This window comes from Tepidiphilus thermophilus (genome assembly GCF_001418245.1).
Lineage (GTDB): Bacteria > Pseudomonadota > Gammaproteobacteria > Burkholderiales > Rhodocyclaceae > Tepidiphilus > Tepidiphilus succinatimandens.
This window is the reverse complement of sequence record NZ_LIPU01000007.1, coordinates 36,614-55,917: the sequence shown is the minus strand read 5'-3', so window position 1 is coordinate 55,917 and position 19,304 is coordinate 36,614. Positions and strand designations below refer to the sequence as shown.

Annotated in this window: 17 protein-coding genes and 1 tRNA gene; 4 read left to right on the top strand and 14 right to left on the bottom strand. The window is 66.4% G+C overall.

Annotation, left to right across the window (positions count from 1 at the left end; translation table 11 throughout):
- Nucleotides 1-20: 20 nt before the first annotated feature.
- The 7 genes from ASC37_RS07050 to ASC37_RS07020 all read right to left on the bottom strand — a co-directional run bounded on the left by ASC37_RS07050 (nucleotide 21) and on the right by ASC37_RS07020 (nucleotide 6,460).
- Nucleotides 21-92: transfer RNA gene (locus tag ASC37_RS07050), tRNA-Arg, on the bottom strand.
- An 11-nt stretch (nucleotides 93-103) separates the two neighbouring features.
- Entirely contained in the window at nucleotides 104-1,432 is a 1,329-nt protein-coding gene (rimO, locus tag ASC37_RS07045; protein ID WP_055423700.1) for a 30S ribosomal protein S12 methylthiotransferase RimO, read from the bottom strand.
- A complete protein-coding gene (gene phaR, locus ASC37_RS07040; protein ID WP_055423699.1) occupies nucleotides 1,422-2,021 on the bottom strand; it encodes a polyhydroxyalkanoate synthesis repressor PhaR in 600 nt (199 codons plus the stop codon). The genes rimO and phaR overlap by 11 nt, the downstream gene beginning before the upstream one ends.
- Nucleotides 2,022-2,188: 167 nt before the next feature.
- The gene (gene phbB / locus ASC37_RS07035; protein ID WP_055423698.1) at nucleotides 2,189-2,932 is read right to left on the bottom strand and encodes an acetoacetyl-CoA reductase; all 744 of its coding nucleotides are present in this window, start codon (nucleotides 2,930-2,932) and stop codon (nucleotides 2,189-2,191) included.
- A 45-nt stretch (nucleotides 2,933-2,977) separates the two neighbouring features.
- The gene (locus ASC37_RS07030) at nucleotides 2,978-4,681 is read right to left on the bottom strand and encodes a PHA/PHB synthase family protein (RefSeq protein ID WP_055423697.1); all 1,704 of its coding nucleotides are present in this window, start codon (nucleotides 4,679-4,681) and stop codon (nucleotides 2,978-2,980) included.
- Between the two features lie 19 nt (nucleotides 4,682-4,700).
- The gene (gene pgeF / locus ASC37_RS07025; protein WP_055423696.1) at nucleotides 4,701-5,489 is read right to left on the bottom strand and encodes a peptidoglycan editing factor PgeF; all 789 of its coding nucleotides are present in this window, start codon (nucleotides 5,487-5,489) and stop codon (nucleotides 4,701-4,703) included.
- Entirely contained in the window at nucleotides 5,486-6,460 is a 975-nt protein-coding gene (locus ASC37_RS07020; RefSeq protein WP_082438409.1) for an RluA family pseudouridine synthase, read from the bottom strand. Before ASC37_RS07020 ends, pgeF begins: the two co-directional genes overlap by 4 nt.
- A 19-nt stretch (nucleotides 6,461-6,479) precedes the next feature.
- Here ASC37_RS07020 and ASC37_RS07015 point away from each other — a divergent pair, with 19 nt between their 5' ends.
- From ASC37_RS07015 to ASC37_RS07000, 4 genes are all read left to right on the top strand, one after another.
- Nucleotides 6,480-7,280 carry an outer membrane protein assembly factor BamD gene (locus tag ASC37_RS07015; RefSeq protein ID WP_055423694.1) on the top strand — a complete coding sequence of 267 codons (801 nt, stop codon included), beginning with the start codon at nucleotides 6,480-6,482 and terminating at the stop codon, nucleotides 7,278-7,280.
- 118 nt (nucleotides 7,281-7,398) lie between these two features.
- Nucleotides 7,399-8,319: a branched-chain amino acid transaminase gene (locus tag ASC37_RS07010; RefSeq protein WP_055423693.1), complete on the top strand. Its 921-nt coding sequence runs from the start codon at nucleotides 7,399-7,401 to the stop codon at nucleotides 8,317-8,319.
- An 11-nt stretch (nucleotides 8,320-8,330) separates the two neighbouring features.
- Entirely contained in the window at nucleotides 8,331-8,546 is a 216-nt protein-coding gene (locus ASC37_RS07005) for a zinc-finger domain-containing protein (RefSeq protein WP_055423692.1), read from the top strand.
- A 20-nt stretch (nucleotides 8,547-8,566) separates the two neighbouring features.
- Complete coding sequence (locus ASC37_RS07000; protein ID WP_055423691.1) at nucleotides 8,567-9,943, top strand: phosphomannomutase/phosphoglucomutase; 1,377 nt, start codon at nucleotides 8,567-8,569, stop codon at nucleotides 9,941-9,943.
- A 3-nt stretch (nucleotides 9,944-9,946) separates the two neighbouring features.
- On the opposite strand, the gene ASC37_RS06995 is transcribed toward ASC37_RS07000, so the two are convergent.
- The 7 genes from ASC37_RS06995 to ASC37_RS06965 all read right to left on the bottom strand — a co-directional run bounded on the left by ASC37_RS06995 (nucleotide 9,947) and on the right by ASC37_RS06965 (nucleotide 19,292).
- Nucleotides 9,947-10,201: a hypothetical protein gene (locus tag ASC37_RS06995; protein WP_055423690.1), complete on the bottom strand. Its 255-nt coding sequence runs from the start codon at nucleotides 10,199-10,201 to the stop codon at nucleotides 9,947-9,949.
- Entirely contained in the window at nucleotides 10,198-10,500 is a 303-nt protein-coding gene (locus ASC37_RS06990) for a DUF4258 domain-containing protein (protein ID WP_055423689.1), read from the bottom strand. The genes ASC37_RS06995 and ASC37_RS06990 overlap by 4 nt, the downstream gene beginning before the upstream one ends.
- A 72-nt stretch (nucleotides 10,501-10,572) precedes the next feature.
- Nucleotides 10,573-13,200, bottom strand: coding sequence for an alanine--tRNA ligase (gene alaS, locus ASC37_RS06985; RefSeq protein WP_055423688.1), 2,628 nt, complete (start codon nucleotides 13,198-13,200; stop codon nucleotides 10,573-10,575).
- A gap of 65 nt (nucleotides 13,201-13,265) precedes the next feature.
- Nucleotides 13,266-15,263, bottom strand: coding sequence for a sodium:solute symporter family protein (locus ASC37_RS06980; protein ID WP_055423687.1), 1,998 nt, complete (start codon nucleotides 15,261-15,263; stop codon nucleotides 13,266-13,268).
- Nucleotides 15,264-15,276: 13 nt separating this feature from the next.
- Entirely contained in the window at nucleotides 15,277-17,433 is a 2,157-nt protein-coding gene (locus ASC37_RS06975) for a 3'-5' exonuclease (protein WP_055423686.1), read from the bottom strand.
- Nucleotides 17,433-17,810 (bottom strand): response regulator, encoded by a 378-nt coding sequence (locus ASC37_RS06970; protein ID WP_055423685.1) that lies wholly within the window; start codon nucleotides 17,808-17,810, stop codon nucleotides 17,433-17,435. Before ASC37_RS06970 ends, ASC37_RS06975 begins: the two co-directional genes overlap by 1 nt.
- A 36-nt stretch (nucleotides 17,811-17,846) precedes the next feature.
- The gene (locus ASC37_RS06965; protein ID WP_055423684.1) at nucleotides 17,847-19,292 is read right to left on the bottom strand and encodes a M48 family metalloprotease; all 1,446 of its coding nucleotides are present in this window, start codon (nucleotides 19,290-19,292) and stop codon (nucleotides 17,847-17,849) included.
- Between the last annotated feature and the right edge of the window lie 12 nt (nucleotides 19,293-19,304).

Here is a 19,304-nt window from a genome sequence, read left to right as displayed (position 1 = left end):
ACAAAAACCTTGAAAGGGAGTCCCCCCGCCAGGAATCGAACCTGGATCTAGCGCTTAGGAGGCGCTCGTTCTATCCATTGAACTACGGGGAGAGAGGGGTGATTCAGCGCGACGGCACTTCCGCATAGAGGTCGTGCACGTCGCAGTCGGTGACGAGGACTTCGGCGAATTCGCCCGGCTGCAAGTCCTCGCCGTTGGGAATGATGACGAGACCGTCGATTTCGGGCGCGTCGGCGCTCGAACGCGCGAGCGCCCCCTCTTCGTCGACCTCTTCCACCAGCACCGCGATCCGGCGCCCGATCCAGCGCTCCAGCCGCTGCGTGGAGATGTCCTCCTGCCACTGCAGCAGGCGCACGCGCCGTTCCTCGCGCACCTCCTCGGGCACGGCACCGGGAAGCGCATTGGCCGCCGCGCCCTCGACGGGGGAATAGGCGAAGGCGCCGACCCGGTCGAGCTGCGCCTCTTCGAGGAACTGCAACAGCAAGTCGAAATCCTCCTCGGTCTCACCAGGGAAGCCGGTGATGAAGGTCGAGCGGATCGTCAAGTCGGGGCAGATCTCGCGCCAGCGCCGGATGCGCTCGAGCACCCGTTCGGTGGCCGCCGGCCGCTGCATCGCCTTGAGGATGCGGGGGCTGGCGTGCTGGAACGGGACGTCGAGATAGGGCAGGATCTTGCCCTCGGCCATGAGCGGGATGAGCTCGTCCACGCTCGGATAGGGATAGACGTAGTGTAGCCGGATCCATACGCCGAGCTCCCCCAGCAGACGGGCGAGCTCGGCGAGACGCTGGCGTACCGGCCGACCGTCGACGAAGCCCGTGCGGTACTTGAGGTCCACCCCGTAGGCGGCGGTGTCCTGCGACACGACCAGGATCTCCTTGACGCCGGATGCGACCAGCGCCTCGGCCTCGGCCATGATCTCGTGGATGGGGCGGCTGACGAGATCGCCGCGCAGCGACGGGATGATGCAGAAGGTACAGCGGTGGTTGCAGCCCTCGGAGATCTTCAGGTAGGCGTAGTGCGGCGGCGTGAGCCGCAGTCCCTGCGGGGGGACGAGGTCGGTGAAGGGGTCGTGCGGCTTGGGCAGATGGCGGTGCACCAGATCGAGCACCTCGGCCTCCGCATGCGGACCGGTGATCGCCAGCACCTGGGGGAATTCTTCGAGGATGCGCTGCGGCCGGGCGCCCAGGCAGCCAGTGACGATGACCTTGCCATTCTCCGCCAGCGCCTCGCCGATCGCCTGCAGCGATTCTTCCACCGCCGCGTCGATGAAGCCGCAGGTATTGACGATGACCAGATCCGCCCCTTCGTAGTCGGGGCTGAGCGCATAGCCCTCGGCCCGCAGGCGTGTAAGGATGCGTTCGGAGTCGACGGTGGCCTTGGGGCAGCCCAGGCTTACCATGCCCACGCGGGGCGCAGCAAACTCAAGTTTCATCGGGCTTGGTCGGTGAGGTCGTGCCGCCTTGGGCGGATTCGTCCGCCTGCGGCCGCAGGCCGGAGAACATGGCGCCGAAGAGCCCGCGCGTCTGGCTCTCCGCCTGCTTCTGCATCTGGGTGAGCAGCTGGCGCGATTGCTCGAGATAGGCGTTCATCATCGATTGTAGCGCCGGAGCCTGCAGCGAAAGAAACTGCGCCATCCAGTCGGTGCCGAGCGGCGCCTTGTCCCCGTAGAGCGAGCGCAGCTGCTCCTGGAACTTGTTCTGCATTTCGACGAAGGCGGCGATGCTGTTTTCCAGATAGCGCCCCATCAGGTTTTGCGACGCCTGGCCATAGAAACGGATGATCTGCGCGAGCAGCTCGGAAGAAAAGAGCGGCTGGCCGCAGGCTTCCTCTTCGAGGATGATCTGCAGCAGCACGCTGCGCGTGAGATCTTCCCCCGTCTTCGCGTCGACGATACGGAAAGGCTCGTGTGAAAGCACAAGGTTCTTCACGTCACCGATCGTGATGTAGGCGCTGCTGACGGTATCGTACAAACGGCGATTGGGGTACTTCTTGATCAGGCGGATCTGCTGCGCATCGGTCATTGCCGATCTTTCCCACAAGGAGGTCGCGACGAAACATTATACCGTAGCAAAAGGCAGAGGTTCCCCGCGGCCGAAAAATGCAGGGTCCGCAGGGTGACACCGACAAGGCATCGCCTCTGCAGACCCGGTGACCGTAGCCCCTCTTCCAAGGAGGGAGGTGCCGATCCTCAATACATGTGCTGGCCGCCGTTGATGGCGATGTTGGCCCCGGTCATGTAAGCAGCCTCATCGGAGGCGATGTAGGCCACCAGTCCGGCGATCTCTTCGGGCTTGCCCAGACGTCCCATGGGGATCTGCGGCAGGATCTTGGAGTCCAGGATCTCTTGCGGAATGGCGAGCACCATCTTGGTACCGATGTAGCCCGGCGAAACGGTATTGACCGTGACGCCATAGCGCGCCACTTCGAGCGCCAGCGACTTGGTGAAGCCGTGCATCCCGGCCTTGGCCGCGGCATAGTTGGTCTGGCCGAAGGCGCCTTTCTGGCCGTTGACCGAAGAGATGTTGATGACGCGCCCCCACTTGCGCTCGACCATGCCGTCGATGACCTGCTTGGTCATGTTGAAGACGCTGTCGAGGTTGGTGCGCAGCACCGCGTCCCAGTCGGCCTTGGTCATCTTGCGCAAGGTCATGTCGCGGGTGATACCGGCGTTATTGACGAGCACGTCCACCGGACCGATTTCCTGCACGATTTTCTCGACGCAAGCCTTGCAGGAATCGAAGTCGGCGACGTCGGCGGGATAGGCGGCGAAGTCGAACCCCTTGGCCTTCATGTCGGCGAGCCACTGCGGCGCGTTCTTGTTGTTGAGCGAATGCGTGGTGACGACGCGATAGCCCAGCTGGGCGAGCTTGATGCAGATCGCTTCGCCGAGCCCCCCCATGCCTCCGGTCACCAATGCGATGCGTGTCGTCATTTCCCTTCTCCTCTCTCGTAGATGGCGCCGCGGCGCGCGGCAGGGTTACACAATGGGTTCGCGCACGAGCGGCAGGGCCGGCTCCTTCACGTAGCGGCCCGGCGCCGGCTCGATCGGGCGGTAGCGATCGTTGCCCAAGGCGGTGCGCGCCGGCACGAGTTTTCCTTTGTGCGCCTCCAGCCAGCGGGCCCAGTCCCACCACCAGCTGCCGGGTTGTTCCTGCGCCCCGGCCAGCCACGCTTCCGGCTCCTCGGGTAGGGATTCGTTGACCCAGTAGCTGCGACGGTTCTTGCGCGCCGGATTGATGGCGCCAGCGATGTGGCCGCTCGCCCCGAGCACGAAACGGCGCGGGCCGCCGAGCAGCCGCTGCGACAAGTAGGCTCCGCGCCAGGGCACGATGTGGTCTTCGCGCGCCGCCATCACGTAGGCGGGCATGTCGAGGCGGGAAAGGCTCACCGGCTCGCCGAGCATCGTCAGCTTGTTGGGCACGCGCAGGTTGTTCTCGAGATACATGTTGCGCAGATAGTAGGCGACGAACGGCCCGGGCAGGTTGGTGCTGTCGCTGTTCCAATAGAGGAGGTCGAAAGGCTTGGGGGCTTCGCCCTTGAGGTAGTTGTTGACCACGTAATTCCAGACGAGGTCGTTGGCCCGCAGCGCCGAGAAGGTATTGGCCAGTTCCGAGCCCAGCATCAATCCGCCCTTGCCGATCGCCGCCTCGCGTGCGGTGACGCTCGCCTCGTCCACGAGGCAGCCGAGATCGCCGCTCTCGGCATAATCGAGCAGGGTCGTCATCAGCGTGAGGCTGCGCACCGGAGTCTCACCCCGGGCGCGCGCCACTGCGAGCGCACAGGAAAGCATCGTGCCGCCGACGCAGAACCCCAGCACGTTGGGATCGGCCACGCCGGTGAGCTCGCGCACGATCTCCAACGCCCGCAGCGGCCCCAGTTCCAGGTAATCGTCCCAGCCGTAGCGCGCCTCGGTGATGCCCGGATTCTTCCACGAGATCATGAACACCGTGTGACCCTGCTCCAGAGCGAAGCGCACGAGGGAATTTTCCGGCTGGAGGTCGAGAATGTAGAACTTGTTGATGTTGGGCGGAACGATGAGGAGCGGCCGCTCGCCCACCTTCTCCGTGAGCGGCGCGTACTGGATGAGCTGCATGAGGGGGTTTTCGGCGATCACCGCGCCGGGAGTGACCGCAAGGTTGCGCCCGACTTCGAAGGCGGACTCGTCGGTCATCGAGATGTGACCTTTGTGCAGGTCTTCGAGCAGGTTGGCGATGCCGCGCCGGATGCTCTCGCCCTGGGTTGCGAGCGCCTGACGGATGAATTCCGGATTGGTGGCGGCGAAGTTCGAGGGGGCGAGGGCATCGACGATCTGGCGCACAAGGAAACGCGCCCGCGCTTTGGTCTTGCCGTCGGGGAAGTCGCTCTCTTCCACCCAGCGGGTGAGCATCTGCGCGTTGATCCAGTAGGCCTGGCGGAGGTAGTCGAAGATGGGACTTTCCTGCCACGCAGGCGAGGAGAAGCGCTTGTCGCCGCGCACCTGCGGCACCACCGGCTCGGCGGGCTCGCCCGGCCGACGATGCAGCAGCTGGTCCCACAGCTGGGCGTGCTGCGCCAGCCACTGCTGCTGCCACTGGCGCAGCTTGTCCGGATCACCGGCCATGAGCTGCCAGTACTGCTGCCATGCCTGCAAGGGATGCCCCGGAGGAAGCGAAACGCCGGGCGGATTGGGGAAAGACGTCATATTTTCTCCTTGGTCGAATTCATTGTGGCACGAAAGGTGCATGGCGACAATCATGCGCTGCAGCATGCGTCATGTACCCCGAGGCGCGCCAGAGGCACAAAGCGAAGCGGCCGGTACACCTCCCTTCACGGCGGTAGGAATAGAACGCCTTGTCATGAAATGTACATATACCGCCCAGACTGACTGCGGCCGCTCCCGCGGCGAGCAGCTTCGCCCGCGCAATGCCGACGAGATCGGCGAGCCAATGCGCGCCGTCGCGGCCGGGTACGAAAAACCGGGCAAGCGACGGGGTCTGGTCGAGAAAAACTCCGCGCACTTCCTCCCCCACCTCGTAGTGCGCCTGCCCGATTCCCGGCCCGATCCAGGCAACGAAGCCCTGGGGCGGAAAATGCGCCGCCACCGCTTCCAGCACCCCGCCGGCGAGCCCGCGCCAGCCGGCGTGCGCTACCGCCACTCGGGTACCGTCGCAGGCGGCAAAAGCCACGGGCAGGCAGTCGGCAGTGAGCACGGCAAGCGGCAAGTTCGGCCGGGTCGTCACCGCCGCATCGGCCTGCGGCGGCGTTCCCTCCCAGGGCTCGCGATCGGCATCGAAGACGCGCGCGCCGTGCACCTGCTCGAGCCACAACGGCATGGCGGGAAGGAGCCGCGCGAGGCGCAGGCGATTCTCCGCCACCGCCGCGGGGTCGTCGCCCACGTGCGTGGCGAGGTTGAAGGAGGCATACGGCTCACGGCTCACCCCGCCCTCGCGGTCGGTGAGGCGCAGTACTACGTTGCGCGGTGCTTCCGGCCAATGAATGCGGCGGATCATCGCTTCTCTCCCCGAAGGATTTCCAGCAGCCGGGTCATGTCCTCGGGCAAGGGCGACTCCCAACGGCATGGCTCGCCGCTTGCGGGATGCACGAGGGCAAGCCGCCGGGCGTGCAGCGCCTGACGCGAAAAACGCGCCGCCACCGCGCGCGGGGCGTAGAGTGGGTCACCCAGCAGGGGGAAACCGAGGTGAGCCAGATGCACCCGGATCTGGTGCGTGCGTCCGGTCTCGAGGCGGCATTCGACGAGCGTGGCCTCGGCGAAGGCTTCCAGCGGGCGATAGTGTGTTACCGCGGGTTTGCCCTGCGGTACGACCGCCATGCGCGTGCGCACCCGCGGATGCCGTCCGATGGGCGCTTCCACCGTTCCGGCCCGCTCCAGATGCCCCGCCACCACCGTCCAGTATTCGCGGCGCACCGTGCGCGCCTGCAGCTGACGCACCAGCGCCGTCTGCGCTTCCAGGGTGCGCGCCACCACCATGAGGCCGCTCGTGTCCTTGTCGAGCCGGTGGACGATGCCGGCCCGCGGCAGCGCTGCCAGACCGGCATCGAGCGCGAGCAGCCCGTTGAGCAAGGTTCCCTCCAAGTTTCCCGCGCCGGGATGAACCACCAGGCCGGCCGGCTTGTCAATGACGAAAATCGATTCATCGGCATAGAGGAGAGACAATGACATCGCCTGTGCCCGCGGGACTTCCCCCAATGCGAATGGCGGCGGCGCGAGCACCAGCCGCTCTCCGCCCAGCAGCCGGCGCCGCACCGATTCGGCGGGTACGCCATCGACGGTCAGCCATCCTTCCTCGATCCACGCCTGCAAGCGCGAGCGGGAATGCTCCGGCCACAGCGCCGCGGCGACGCGGTCGAGCCGCTCGCCCGCGAGCGCGACCGGCACGAGGCGTGCCTCTTCTTCGGCCGTGATCGCCTCTTCGTCGTCGCCATCCCATTCCGCCTTATAATCGGTCACCGAGTCACTCATGCCCAGATCGTCATCCGCCATGATCCTGCGTTCACTCACCGCGCTCTTCCTCGCCCTCTCGCTCACGCTCGCCGGCTGCAGCCTCATCCCCGAAAAAGAGGACGAGACCCGCGGCTGGAACGCGCAAAAACTCTATTCCGAAGCCAAGGATGCCCTGAACGAAGGAAATTATCAACGGGCCGTCGAACTCTACGAAAAGCTCGAAGCGCGCTACCCCTTCGGGCGCTACGCCCAGCAGGCGCAGATCGAAACGGCCTATGCCCACTACAAGGCGGGCGAGCCTGAAGAGGCGATCGCCGCCGCCGATCGCTTCATCCGGCTGCACCCCAACCACCCCAACGTCGATTACATGTACTACCTCAAGGGGCTGGCGACCTTCAACGAAGACCTCGGCCTGCTCGGGACGATCTCCAACCAGGATCTCTCCGAGCGCGACCCCAAGGGCATGCGCGAATCCTACGAGACGTTCCGCGAGCTCATCGAGCGTTTCCCCGACAGCAAATACGCCGAGGATGCGCGCCAGCGCATGATCTACCTCACCAACGCCATGGCGCGCTACGAAGTGCATGTAGCCGACTACTACATGCGCCGCGGAGCGTATCTGGCCGCCGCCAACCGGGCAAAAGCCGTGCTCGAGCAATTCCCCGATTCCCCGGCGCAAGAAGACGCGCTGTGGATCCTCATGCAGGCTTACGACAAGCTCGGCCTGCAGGATCTGCGCGCCGACGCCGAGCGCGTGCTGCGCCACAACTTCCCCCAGTCGGCCTACTTCAAGGGCGGAAAGAAAGGCCCGGACAAACCCTGGTGGCAACTGTGGTGAGCGCGCGGCGCAGCGGTTTTCTCCGAAGTCGCGGCGGGTCCTGATCCCTCGGCGCTTTGCGCTACAATCTGCGGTTACACGGCGCAAACGCCGAGCCCATCCACCCGAGGAGAACCCCATGTCGATGTCCGACCGCGACGGCTTCATCTGGTACGACGGCAAGCTCGTGCCCTGGCGTGAAGCCACCACCCACGTGCTCACCCATTCGCTGCACTATGGCCTGGCCGTGTTCGAAGGCTTGCGCGCCTACGCCACCGAGCGTGGCACGGCGATCTTCCGCCTGCGCGAGCACACCCAAAGGCTCCTCAATTCGGCCAAGATCTACATGATGCCGATTCCCTGGCCGCTCGAGGAGCTCATGGAAGCGCAGAAAGAGGTGGTGCGCGCGAACAACCTCGAATCCTGCTACATCCGCCCCATCGCCTTCTACGGCTCGGAGAAGATGGGCGTCTCGCCCAAGGGCGCCAAAGTGCACGTGGCCATCGCCGCCTGGCCTTGGGGCGCCTATCTGGGCGAAGACGGCCTGGAGCGCGGCATCCGCATCAAGACCGCTTCCTTCCAGCGCCAGCACGTCAACGTGACCATGCCGCGCGCCAAGCTCTCCAGTACCTACGCCAACTCCATCCTCGCCAACATGGAAGCCACCAGTCAGGGCTACGACGAAGCGCTGCTGCTCGACACCCAGGGGTTCGTGGCCGAAGGCGCCGGGGAAAACCTCTTCGTGGTCAAGGATGGGGTGTTGTATGAGCCCGAAATCGCCGCGGCGCTCACGGGCATCACTCGCGACACGGTGATCCGCATCGCCGAGGAACTCGGCATCCCCTTCGTGTCGCGCCGGCTCACGCGCGACGATATCTACATCGCCGACGAAGCCTTCTTCAGCGGCACCGCCGCCGAGATCACGCCGATCCGCGAGCTCGACGACCGCGTCATCGGCGAGGGCAAGCGCGGCCCCGTCACCGCTCGCATCCAGCAGCGTTTCTTCGACATCGTCGCCGGCCGCGCGCCCGAGTACGACCACTGGCTCGCCTACCTGTAAGGAGCGCATCCATGAGTGTCCCCAATCCGCTCGAGACCGTGCGCAAGGAACACGAGATCGCTGTGCGCGCCGAAGATCTGCCGCTGCACTGCCCCCTTCCCGGCGAACCGGTCAATCTGCTGCATCCGCGCGTCTTCCTCGACCCCACGGCCGAAGGCGAAGCCGTCTGCCCCTATTGCAGCCGGCGCTTCCGCTTCGAAGGCCCCCTGCCCAAACACCACCACTGACCCCCGTGCGAGCCCCTGCGATGACGCTTCCCGACGCCAGCATCTTCAAAGCTTACGACATCCGCGGTATCGTCGACGAGACCCTCACCGAAGACGCCTCCCGTGCCATCGGCCGGGCGATCGGCAGCGAAGCGCGCCGGCGTGGCGTGGAGGCGATCGTGGTCGGGCGCGACGGGCGCCTGTCGGGCCCACGGCTTGCCGCGGCGCTCGCCGAAGGGATCATGGCTGCGGGGGTGGACGTCATCGATATCGGCGCAGTCCCCACGCCGGTCACCTACTTCGCCGCCGAGCATCTCGGCACGCGCTCCTGCGTCTCGGTCACCGGCAGCCACAATCCGCCGCAGTACAACGGCTTCAAGATGGTGCTCGCCGGCGAGACCCTCTTTGGGCCGCTCATCCAGGATCTGCGCCGGCGTCTGGCCGAAGGCGACCTGGAAAGCGGCGCGGGGCAGCTGCGCCGGGCCGACGTGCGCGAAGCCTACTTCACGCGCATCACCTCCGACGTCAAGCTCTCCCGCCCCATGAAGGTCGCGGTCGACTGCGGCAACGGCGTAGCCGGGGCCTTCGCCCCGGAGCTCATCGAACGGCTCGGCTGCCGGGTCGACGCGCTCTTTTGCGAAGTCGACGGCACGTTTCCCAACCACCATCCCGATCCGTCCAAACCCGAGAACCTGCGGGATCTCATCGCGCGCGTGGCCGCCAGCGACGCCGAGCTGGGACTCGCCTTCGACGGCGACGGCGACCGACTGGGCGTGGTCACCAAAAGCGGCAAGATCATCTTCCCCGACCGGCAGATGATGCTCTTTGCCGCCGACGTGCTCTCGCGCCATCCTGGCGCCCAGATCCTTTTCGACGTCAAATGCTCGCGCAAGCTCGCCGAGGTCATCCGCGCGCACGGCGGCGTGCCGCTCATGTGGAAGACCGGGCATGCGCTTATCAAGGCGAAACTGCGCGAGACGGGGGCGCCGCTCGCCGGCGAGATGAGCGGGCACATCTTCTTCAAGGATCGCTGGTACGGTTTCGACGACGGCCTCTATGCCGCCGCGCGCCTGCTGGAAATCCTCTCGCGGCACGAAAATCCGAGCGCCGTGCTCGAGGCGCTGCCCGACAGCATCGCCACGCCCGAGCTCAATGTCAAAATGAAAGAAGGTGAGCCGTTTGCCCTCATCGAACGGCTGCAAGGCTACAGCGGTTTCACCGGTGCGCGTGAGATCATTACCATCGACGGCGTGCGCGTCGAATACCCCGACGGCTTCGGCCTCGCGCGCGCCTCCAACACCACCCCGGTGGTGGTGCTGCGCTTCGAGGCCGACACGCCCGAAGCGCTCGCGCGCATCCAGGAAGACTTCCGCCGCGCCCTCACGAGCGTGTGGCCGGGGGTGGAACTGCCGTTTTGAGACTCAATCCTCGACATAGCGATGGATGATCTGAGCGGCTAGTGCCTCGTAGGGGATGCCCACCTCCTGCGCTTTCTGACGCAGACGCAGCATATCGCGTTCAGAGAGACGCAGGCGGATCAATCGTTCCCGACCAACCATTTCTCTCGCATAACTTTGATGGCGGGACTTGAGCTGATCCGCCTGTGGCGTCCGCTTGAGCGCCCCCGCATCGAAGGCTTCGAGGATTTCCCGTTCTTCCGGATCCAACCCATTCATGCCTTTCGCTCCAGATAGGTTTTGGTCGCCTTACGGCTCGGGATGATCGTCTTCAAAAAAATCTCGTCTTCGGACTCTACGAAAGGGACGAGATAGGCATACCCATCGATGTCGACGACGTGGATTTTCTGATCAGGATAGCGGTCCTGATTGGGATGATCGAACGTATCGAGAATGGCACCGTTCGCCATGGCGTAGACCACGTCTTGAAAAGAAACATTCCGCTCTCGACGCAATTTTTCGTTCTTTTCCGCATTCCACGAGATGCGCCCGACTTTGGTGAGTGCTTTATGCCCCATCACGCCACTCCTTTGGCGGGCAAAACGCCCCGACACGATGAGGCATGCAGCGCTCCACCGGGCTCGTCACGCTCAGTGTTTCAGCCGCTCCAGCGCCCACGCCTTGCCCTGCGCGAGCGCCTCGTCGAGCTTGGCGGCATCGCCGCCGCCCGCTTGGGCGAGTTCAGGGCGACCGCCGCCGCGCGCGCCCATTGCCTCGGCCGCGACCTTGACCCAGTCGCCGGCCTTGAGGCGGGACGTCACTTCCTTGCTCACCGCAGCGAGCACCACGGCCTTACCCTCGATCACGGCCCCGAGCAGCACCGCGGCCTTGGGCAGGCGGGAACGCAGCGCGTCGGCGAGTTCGCGCAGCGTCTCGGGCGAGTCGGCCTCCACCCGGCGCACCAGCAGTTTCGCCTCGCCCGCGGTCTCGGCCGCGGCGGCAAGCGCCACTGCCTCGGCCTGGGCGAGCCGCTGCACGAGCCGCGCCCGCTCGCGCCCGGCTTCCTTGACCTGCTCGAGCAACGCTTCCACGCGCGTCGGCACCTCCTCGCGCGCCACCTTGAGCGCCTGGGCGAGCCGCCCCAGGCTGCGATCCATGCCTTGCACCCAGCGCAGCGCCACTTCGCCCGCCACCGCCTCGATGCGGCGCACGCCGGCGGCGATCGCGCTCTCGGCCACGATCTTCACTAGGCCGATGTCGCCGGTGCGCGTCACGTGCGTGCCGCCGCACAGCTCCTTCGAGCTGCCGATGGTGAGCACCCGGACCGTCTCGCCGTATTTTTCGCCGAAGAGCATCACCGCCCCGCTCGCCTTGGCCGCTTCGAGCGGCATCACCTCGGCGCGCGTGGGAACGTTGGCGAGCACCTCGCGATTGACGAGCCATTCGATGCGCTCGATCTCTTCCTGGCTGAGCGGCTGAGGGTGCGCGAAGTCGAAGCGCAGGCGATCGGCATCGACGAGTGAGCCTTTCTGCTCCACGTGCGGCCCCAACACTTCGCGCAAAGCCTTGTGCAAGAGGTGCGTGGCGGAATGGTGCCGCGCGGTGGCGGCGCGGGCCTCGGCATCGACACGGGCGCGCACGCGCTGCCCCAGCGCGAGCCGCCCCGTGCGCACCACGCCGTAATGGCCGAACACCTCGGCCTGGATCTTCTGCGTATCCTCGACGGCGAAGATCCCCTCCGGAGCGCGCAGCTCGCCGCGATCGCCCGCCTGGCCGCCGGATTCGGCGTAGAACGGCGTGCGATCGAGCACCACCACGCCCTCCTCGCCCTCGGCGAGTTCCTCGACCGGCGCGCCGTCGCGATAGAGCGCCACGATCTCCCCCTCGTCTTCCAAGGTCTCGTAGCCCTCGAAGCGCGTCGTCGGCCCTTCGTATTCGAGCACCGCCTGCATCTTGAATTTGCCTGCGGCGCGCGCCATGGCCTTTTGCCGCGCCATGGCCGCGTCGAACCCCGCCACGTCTACGGTGAAGCCGCGCTCGCGCAGCACGTCGGCGGTCAGATCCAGCGGAAAACCGTAGGTGTCGTGCAGCTTGAAGGCGATCTCGCCGTCGAGCCCGCTCTGGCCGTTGGCCTGCATCTGCGCGATCACGGCTTCCAGCAGCGACATGCCGTGCTCGATGGTGCCGAAAAAGCGTTCCTCCTCCTGCTTCAGCGTCGCCTCGATCACTGCCTGGCGCGCCACGAGCTCGGGATAGGCCTCGCCCATCTCGGCCACCAGCGCCGGGACCAGTCGGTAGAAGAAAGGCGCGCGCACGCCGAGCTTCCAGCCGTGCCGAATGGCGCGGCGGATGATGCGGCGCAGCACGTAGCCTCGCCCCTCGTTGCCGGGAATGACCCCATCGGCGATGAGAAAAGAAGCGGCGCGGATGTGGTCGGCCAGCACCTTGAGGCTGGGCTGATCGCGGTCGGCGCAGCCGGTGAGTTCCATGGCTGCGGTGATGAGCCGCTGGAAGAGGTCGATCTCGTAGTTCGAATGCACGCCCTGCAGCACTGCGGCGATGCGCTCCAGCCCCATGCCGGTGTCGACGCTGGGCTTGGGCAGGGGATGCATCTCGCCCTGCTCGTCGCGGTTGTACTGCATGAACACGAGGTTCCAGATCTCGATGTAGCGATCCCCGTCCTCGTCGGGCGATCCGGGCGGGCCGCCGGGCACTTCGGGGCCGTGATCGTAGAAGATTTCGGTGCACGGTCCGCAGGGGCCGGTGTCGCCCATCATCCAGAAATTATCGGAAGCGTAGCGCGCCCCCTTGTTGTCGCCGATGCGCACGATGCGCTCGCGCGGCACACCGATCTCCTCGGCCCAGAGGCGATAGGCTTCGTCGTCTTCGGCATACACCGTCACCCACAGCCGCTCGGGCGGCAGCTTGAAGACCTCGGTGAGCAGCTCCCAAGCGTAGGCGATGGCCTCGCGCTTGAAGTAGTCGCCGAAGCTGAAGTTGCCCAGCATCTCGAAGAAAGTGTGGTGCCGCGCGGTGTAGCCGACGTTTTCCAGGTCATTGTGCTTGCCCCCGGCACGCACGCATTTCTGCGCCGTGGTGGCACGCTTGTAGGGGCGTTCTTCCAGACCGAGGAAGACGTTCTTGAACTGGTTCATGCCGGCGTTGGTGAAGAGCAGCGTCGGGTCGCCCTGGGGCACGAGCGAGCTGGAAGGCACGATCGTATGCCCCTTGCTCGCGAAGAAGTCGAGGAAGGTTTTGCGGATGTCGGATGTTTTCATGGGATGGGCGTCGAATGGGACGAAAAAGCGAACTGTTTAGTTTAGCCGAAAAGGGCGACCCCGGCTCAGGAAGGACGGCGCAGGAAATCCACCAGGGCTTGCTGCCGTGCGCTCGGCGCCGGCCCGACGAGGCTCACCACGACGTGCGCCGCCAGGCCCACGAGTACGCCGAAGATGCCGCAAGCCACCGGCTGGATGCCGAAGAGCTGCAGGTCGACCCGCCCGCCAAACGCCTCGTGCGTCAGGAAATAATAGCCCAGGCTCGTTCCCAGCCCCAGCACCATCGCCAGCAGCGCGCCGGCAGGAGAGGCCCGGCGCCAGAAGATGCCCAGGATGAGCGTGGGAAAGAGGAGCGAGGCCGCGAGCGAAAAAGCCAGCCCCACCAGCAAGAGGATGCTGTCGAAGCGCAGCGTCGCCACCCAGGCGGAAATGATCGCCACCGCCAGCAGCAGCATCTTGCTGACCACCAGGCGCCGCTGGGTGCTCGCCTGCGGCGCGAGGTGCCGGTAATAGAGATCGTGCCCCAGCGCGTTGGAGATGGTCAGAAGCAGCCCATCGGCGGTAGAGAGCGCCGCGGCCAGGCCGCCGGCGGCGACCAATCCGACGAAGAAGGCGGGCAGGCCCCCCATCTCCGGCAGGGCCAGGACGATTCCGTCCGGGTCGAGCGCGAGTTCGGCCAGCTGCAGCTTGCCGTCGCCATTGATGTCCTCGAAGGAAACGAGGCCGACGCGATACCAGGACACGAGCCAGGCCGGCAATTCATCGAAGGAGTGTCCGACGACGTGCTGCAGCACCTCGATCTTGGCCAGCATGGCGTAGATCGGTGCGCCCAGATAGAGGAGTGCCACGAAGAAGAGCGTCCAGGCGGTGGACTTGCGCGCCTCCGACACGGTGGGCGTAGTGTAGTAGCGCATCAGGATGTGCGGCAACGCCGCCGTGCCACACATCAGCACGAAGAGCAGGGCGAGGAAGTTGATCCGGGCATGCTGGCGCGCCGCGGGCGTGTCGCCATGCCAGGCCCGACTGAAATCGCGTGGCGGCCGGGCCTGGGCGAGCGCCGCATCGCGCAGCCGCCGCCAATGGGCGCGTGCCGCTTCCGGCGTCGTCGGCAGGAGCTGCCGCTGACGCTCCAGATGGTAGATGGTGCGCGGATCGCCGCCCTCCTGCCGCAAGCGGGCGAGCTCACGCTCGAGCGTCTCGCGCTCCTCGGCGAGCGAGGCGGGCAGAGCGTCGATCTTGTGCTGATATTGCTCGGCCCGGGCCCGGTAGAGCGCACGGGCGAGCTGCTCGTCGGGGCGGTCTCGCCGCTCGGCCACGCCCTGCGCCACCGTCTGCACCATCTCGCCCATCGCCAGATGCGGCAGCGGCACGCCGTAGCGCTCCACCGAGAGCACGAGGATCGGTGCGAGGTAGGCGACGATGAGGATCAGATACTGCGACACCTGCGTCCAGGTCACCGCGCGCATGCCGCCGAGAAAGGAGCACACGAGGATGCCGGCCATGCCGATGAGCACGCCGAGCCCGAAATCCACGCCGACGAAGCGGCTGGCGATGAGCCCGACGCCGTAGATCTGCGCCACCAGATAGACGAAGGAGGCGAGCACCACCGCCGCCACGCCGGCGAGCGCCACCGCGCTGCCGTAGCGCTCGTCGAGGAACTCCGGAATGGTGAAACGCCCGAACTTGCGCAGGTAAGGGCCGAGCAGGAGCCCCACCAGCACGAAGCCGCCGGTCCAGCCGGTGACGTAGGCCAGTCCCTCGAAGCCCTGATGGTAGATGATTCCCGCCAGGCCGATGAAGGAAGCCGCGCTCACCCAGTCGGCGGCGGTCGCCATGCCGTTGGCGATGCCCGGCACGCCGCGGCCGGCGACGTAGAATTCGAGCAGGTCGGAGGTCCGCGCCAACACCCCCACGCCCGCATAGAGGGCGATGGTGGCGAAGAGAAAAGTGAAGCCGATCGCGCGCGCCGACATGCCGAAGGATTCCCCCAACGCGAGCGCGGCGCAAAAGAGGGCAAACCCGATGAAATAGAAGAAGTAGAAGCGCCCGGCCGAAGGATTCATCGCCCTCCCCGACTCAATACCGCAGGCGCGCGTAATAGGTCTGCTGCGACGCCTCCCGCGCCTGGCGCAGGGTGACCACGCCTTTCTCGGCAAGGAGCGGAATCATCTTGAGGAAGATCTCCGCCGTCACCAGCGCATCGCCCAGCGCCGTGTGCCGGCCGAAGACCCTCACCCCGAAATAGAGCGCCAACGCTTCCAGCGAATGCTCCTGGTTCGGCAGGAGAAAGGCGGCCAAGAGCAGCGTGTCGAGCACGGGCTGATCGAAGCGGATGCCGAGCTTTTCCTCCTTGAGCTGGAGAAAACGCATGTCGAAAGCGGCGTTGTGCGCCACGAGCACGGTATCGTGGGCAAAGCGATGGAAGGCCGGCAGCACCTCCGCGATCGTCGGCTGCCCTTCCAGCATCTCGGGCGTGATGTGATGCACGGCAATGGAGGCCGGATCGAGGGGACGACGCGGGTCGATGAGCTGCTCGAAGGATTCGTGCTTCAGCAGCCGGCCGTTGACGATGCGGGTGGCGCCGATCTGGATGATTTCGTCGCCGCCGGCCGGGTCGAGCCCGGTGGTTTCGGTATCGAACACGGTGTAGCTCAGCTCGGCGAGGGGACGGTCTTCGAGCGCACCTGCCTTGTCCGACCAGGCGAAGAGATCGAAATCGTAGAATTCCGGCCGCCCCTCCTCCAAAGGGGGCATGGTGGGCACCGCCGCCGGCGGGAGGCGAACGGACTGCTTGCGCGGCAGGGCCAGGCGCACGAAGGCGCGATGGCGCGCTTTCTCGCGATCGAACCACATGGCCGCGCCGTGGCGCTCGAGCACCTCACGCAGGGTGAGCGGCGAGCGCGTCCCGCCCAGTCCCAGGGGTTCCAGCTCCCAACCGGTGACGATCTCGTTGCTGAGGCTGCCGCCCGACCACATCAGGTCGAGGTAGACCAGGCGCTCGTCGGCCGACAGGCGCAGGCGCAGCGTACGCACGCCGTAGTCCTCCACCAGACGCCCGGCGAGGAAGGCGAGCGCCTGCAGCAGCGAGAAATGATCGGCATCGAACCACAGCTCCTCGTCGAGGATCTCGAGCTTGAGCGCGACCTCGAGCCGGCGCTGCAGATAAGCCGCCGCCGCGTGCACCAGATCGGCGCCGCGCATCGGCTCGAGCGGCCAGCGCGCACGCAGCGCATCGGCGAAGGCGCGCGAGGCCGCCTCGAGCCGCTCGCTCACCGCCTCGACCTCGCGGGCGATAACGGCATGGAAGCGTGCACGCATCACCTCGTCCACCTCGGGCAGGTGCAGCATCTCGGCGGCAAGGCGGATGTTGGCGATGGCCGCGCGGTTGCCCTCGGTGAGTTCGAAGAGCAGCTCGTTGCGCGCGGCTTCGCGCTCGATCTGCTCGGTGACGTCTTCCAACATCAACACGTAGCCGCTGATCTCCTCTCCCGCCGCCTCCCCGGCGATCGGCGAGACGCGCACCCGGATGAGCGAGCCGGCCGGTGTCGCCGTCACCACCTGCAGCTGCGGATGCGCCTCGCCCCCTCCGCGCCGGGCCTCGAGCGTATCGAAGACGTAGGCCACCAGGTCGGGATCGAGCAGCGCGTGGATCGAGCGCCCCAGCCCGATCCAGCCGCTCGCCGCCGTGACCGAGGTGCCGAAGGCCCGCTCTAGCCGCCGCGCCGCCTCGTTGTAGAGGATGATCCTCCCCTCGGCGTTGCACACGATCACCGCCTCGGCCAGTTGCGCCATCAGCGCGGCCAGGCGGTTGCGCTCCTCTTCGACGGCGCGGCGCGCCTCGCTGACCCGTGCATCGAGCTCGGCGAGCAAGCGGTCGCGGTCATCGGCGAGGCGGTTGATCGCCTGGGCAAGCGCCACCACCTCGCGCGGCCCCTCTTCCGGCACGCGAAAACCGGGGTTGGCGCGGCGCAGCACGTCCAGTCCCTCGGCCATGCGCAGCAGCCCTTGGACATAATGGCGAAAAAGCCGGCCGAGCAACGCAATGCCCACGGCAAAGCCGGCCAGCGTCGTCAACACCCCCAACGGCAACCAGCGGTCGGCGAGCAGATGTAAGGCGGAGCGCGTCTCGGCGGGCGTGTCGGCCCAGATCATGACTGCCGTGAGCACGAAGGGGCCGGTCATCAGGGCGGCAAGCACCGCCACCGCCAGGGCGAAACGCCAGCGCGCCTGCATCAAGCCGCTCCCGGCGCCAGCAGCCGTTCCATATGCTCGAGCAGCTCGCGCGTGGAGAAAGGCTTGGTGAGATAGCCGTCCGCGCCCAGGGCCAGACCCTTGGCACGGTCGATTTCGCGCCCGCGCGCGGTGAGGAAGAGGATCTTGCGTCCGGCATGGCGCGGATCCTGTCGCAGACGGCGGCAGAGCTCGAAACCATCCATCTTGGGCAGGACGGTCTCGAGCAGGATCAGGTCGGGGGCGAAGGAATCCGTCAGCGACAAGGCCTCCTCGCCATCGCGCGCCACCGCGACTTCATAGCCGGCCCGGCGCAAGAGGAAATCGAGGGCGATGACGATGTTTTCATCACCGTCGACCACGAGGACTTTCTTCGCCATCTCCCCTCCCTGACATGTTTTTGATAGGTTTTCGACTCAGCGCGCCAGATTGCCTCCCTCGCGCTTGCGCTGGCGCACCTCGTCCTTGAGCGCCCGGATCTTCGCATCCAGCTCCGCCTCCCAATAATAATCCCCACGCCGGGCTCGGCGTGCCTGCTCGAACTGGTCGATGGCCGCTTCCAAGCGATCGTCGAGCACGAAGCTCTCACCCTGCGCCCGATGCACCCAGGCCTCGTCCCCCTTGGCCGCGGCCACCTTGCCCAGCGCCTGCCAATAACGCCGTTCGTCCTTGTCACGGTCGACGGCTTCGCGCGCGAGCCGTTCGGCCCGCTCCGTCTGCCCCAGGCGCAAGGCCACGTCGATTGCCTCGAGGCGCGGCGCCACCGCCTCGGGCGCGCGTTGCATGGCCCGTTCGAGCTTCGCCAGGGCTTCTGGCAGACGTCCCTCGGCGGTGAGCACCTCCGCTTCCAGCAGGTCGCGCCAATGCTCGTCGGGCCAGCCTTTGGCGTACTGATCGAAGGCCGCGCGGGCACGCTTGACGTCGTTGGCGCGCAAGGCCGCACGCACCCGCGCCATCTGGCGGTCGATCCCGGTGGCGCTGCCGTCGAACACCCGCGTCAAGGCCTCGGACGGGGTGCCGTTCATCGCCATGAGTTTTGCCCGCACCGCCGAAAAGCCGAGCGAATCGAGCCGCGGGCGCAGGGAATACTTGAAATTCGGCGAGGAAATGCGGTTTTCCAGATCCGAGATCCGGTCGGTCGTCAGCGGGTGCGTGCGCATATACACCGGCGCGTTGTTCTCGTAGAGGCGGCTTTCGCGCAGCAGCCGACCGAAGAAGCGCGGCGCGGCGCTCGGATCGAACCCCGCCTTGGCGAGGATATCGAGCCCGGTGCGATCGGCGTCGTGCTCGAATTCGCGCGAGAACCCGAGCTGCTGCTGCAAGGCGAAGGCCTGCCCCCCTACCGCCGCGGCCTCCGAGACCTGTGAGCCGCTGCGCGCGGCGAGGATCGCCAGGATCATCGAGCCGAGCATCACCGCGCTCGTCGTTTTCTGCTTGTCGATGAGCTGCGCGATGTGACGATGGATCACGTGCCCCATCTCGTGGGAGAGCACCGCTGCGAGCTCCGATTCGCTCTCGGCGGTGAGAATGAGGCCGCTGTGCACGCCGATGTAGCCGCCGGGCAGCGCGAAGGCGTTGATGGTCGGATCGCGCAGCACGAAGAAGCGGTAGCGGCGGAACGGCTGGTCGGAAGCCTCGGCGAGCTTGCGCCCCACGGCGTTGAGGTAATCTTCGAGTTCGGGATCGTCGATGTAGCTGGGCTCGCGCTCGCGCACCTGCACCATCACCATGCGGCCGACGTCCTCTTCCTCCTGCGTACTGAAGGCATCGGTGGCCACCGCGCCCAGGTCGGGCAGCTGGTAGGCCCAACCCTGGGCGGTGAAGGCGGCAAGCGAGAAGGAGAGAAGGAGGCGGCGCCACATGCCGCCTATGAT

What these genes read in the sequence shown, in the direction of transcription:
- rimO (WP_055423700.1), bottom strand. Translation starts at nt 1,432, where the DNA reads ATGAAACTTGAGTTTGCTGCGCCCCGCGTGGGCATGGTAAGCCTGGGC.
- phaR (WP_055423699.1), bottom strand. Translation starts at nt 2,021, where the DNA reads ATGACCGATGCGCAGCAGATCCGCCTGATCAAGAAGTACCCCAATCGC.
- phbB (WP_055423698.1), bottom strand. Translation starts at nt 2,932, where the DNA reads ATGACGACACGCATCGCATTGGTGACCGGAGGCATGGGGGGGCTCGGC.
- ASC37_RS07030 (WP_055423697.1), bottom strand. Translation starts at nt 4,681, where the DNA reads ATGACGTCTTTCCCCAATCCGCCCGGCGTTTCGCTTCCTCCGGGGCAT.
- pgeF (WP_055423696.1), bottom strand. Translation starts at nt 5,489, where the DNA reads ATGATCCGCCGCATTCATTGGCCGGAAGCACCGCGCAACGTAGTACTG.
- ASC37_RS07020 (WP_082438409.1), bottom strand. Translation starts at nt 6,460, where the DNA reads ATGAGTGACTCGGTGACCGATTATAAGGCGGAATGGGATGGCGACGAC.
- ASC37_RS07015 (WP_055423694.1), top strand. Translation starts at nt 6,480, where the DNA reads ATGATCCTGCGTTCACTCACCGCGCTCTTCCTCGCCCTCTCGCTCACG.
- ASC37_RS07010 (WP_055423693.1), top strand. Translation starts at nt 7,399, where the DNA reads ATGTCGATGTCCGACCGCGACGGCTTCATCTGGTACGACGGCAAGCTC.
- ASC37_RS07005 (WP_055423692.1), top strand. Translation starts at nt 8,331, where the DNA reads ATGAGTGTCCCCAATCCGCTCGAGACCGTGCGCAAGGAACACGAGATC.
- ASC37_RS07000 (WP_055423691.1), top strand. Translation starts at nt 8,567, where the DNA reads ATGACGCTTCCCGACGCCAGCATCTTCAAAGCTTACGACATCCGCGGT.
- ASC37_RS06995 (WP_055423690.1), bottom strand. Translation starts at nt 10,201, where the DNA reads ATGAATGGGTTGGATCCGGAAGAACGGGAAATCCTCGAAGCCTTCGAT.
- ASC37_RS06990 (WP_055423689.1), bottom strand. Translation starts at nt 10,500, where the DNA reads ATGGGGCATAAAGCACTCACCAAAGTCGGGCGCATCTCGTGGAATGCG.
- alaS (WP_055423688.1), bottom strand. Translation starts at nt 13,200, where the DNA reads ATGAAAACATCCGACATCCGCAAAACCTTCCTCGACTTCTTCGCGAGC.
- ASC37_RS06980 (WP_055423687.1), bottom strand. Translation starts at nt 15,263, where the DNA reads ATGAATCCTTCGGCCGGGCGCTTCTACTTCTTCTATTTCATCGGGTTT.
- ASC37_RS06975 (WP_055423686.1), bottom strand. Translation starts at nt 17,433, where the DNA reads ATGCAGGCGCGCTGGCGTTTCGCCCTGGCGGTGGCGGTGCTTGCCGCC.
- ASC37_RS06970 (WP_055423685.1), bottom strand. Translation starts at nt 17,810, where the DNA reads ATGGCGAAGAAAGTCCTCGTGGTCGACGGTGATGAAAACATCGTCATC.
- ASC37_RS06965 (WP_055423684.1), bottom strand. Translation starts at nt 19,292, where the DNA reads ATGTGGCGCCGCCTCCTTCTCTCCTTCTCGCTTGCCGCCTTCACCGCC.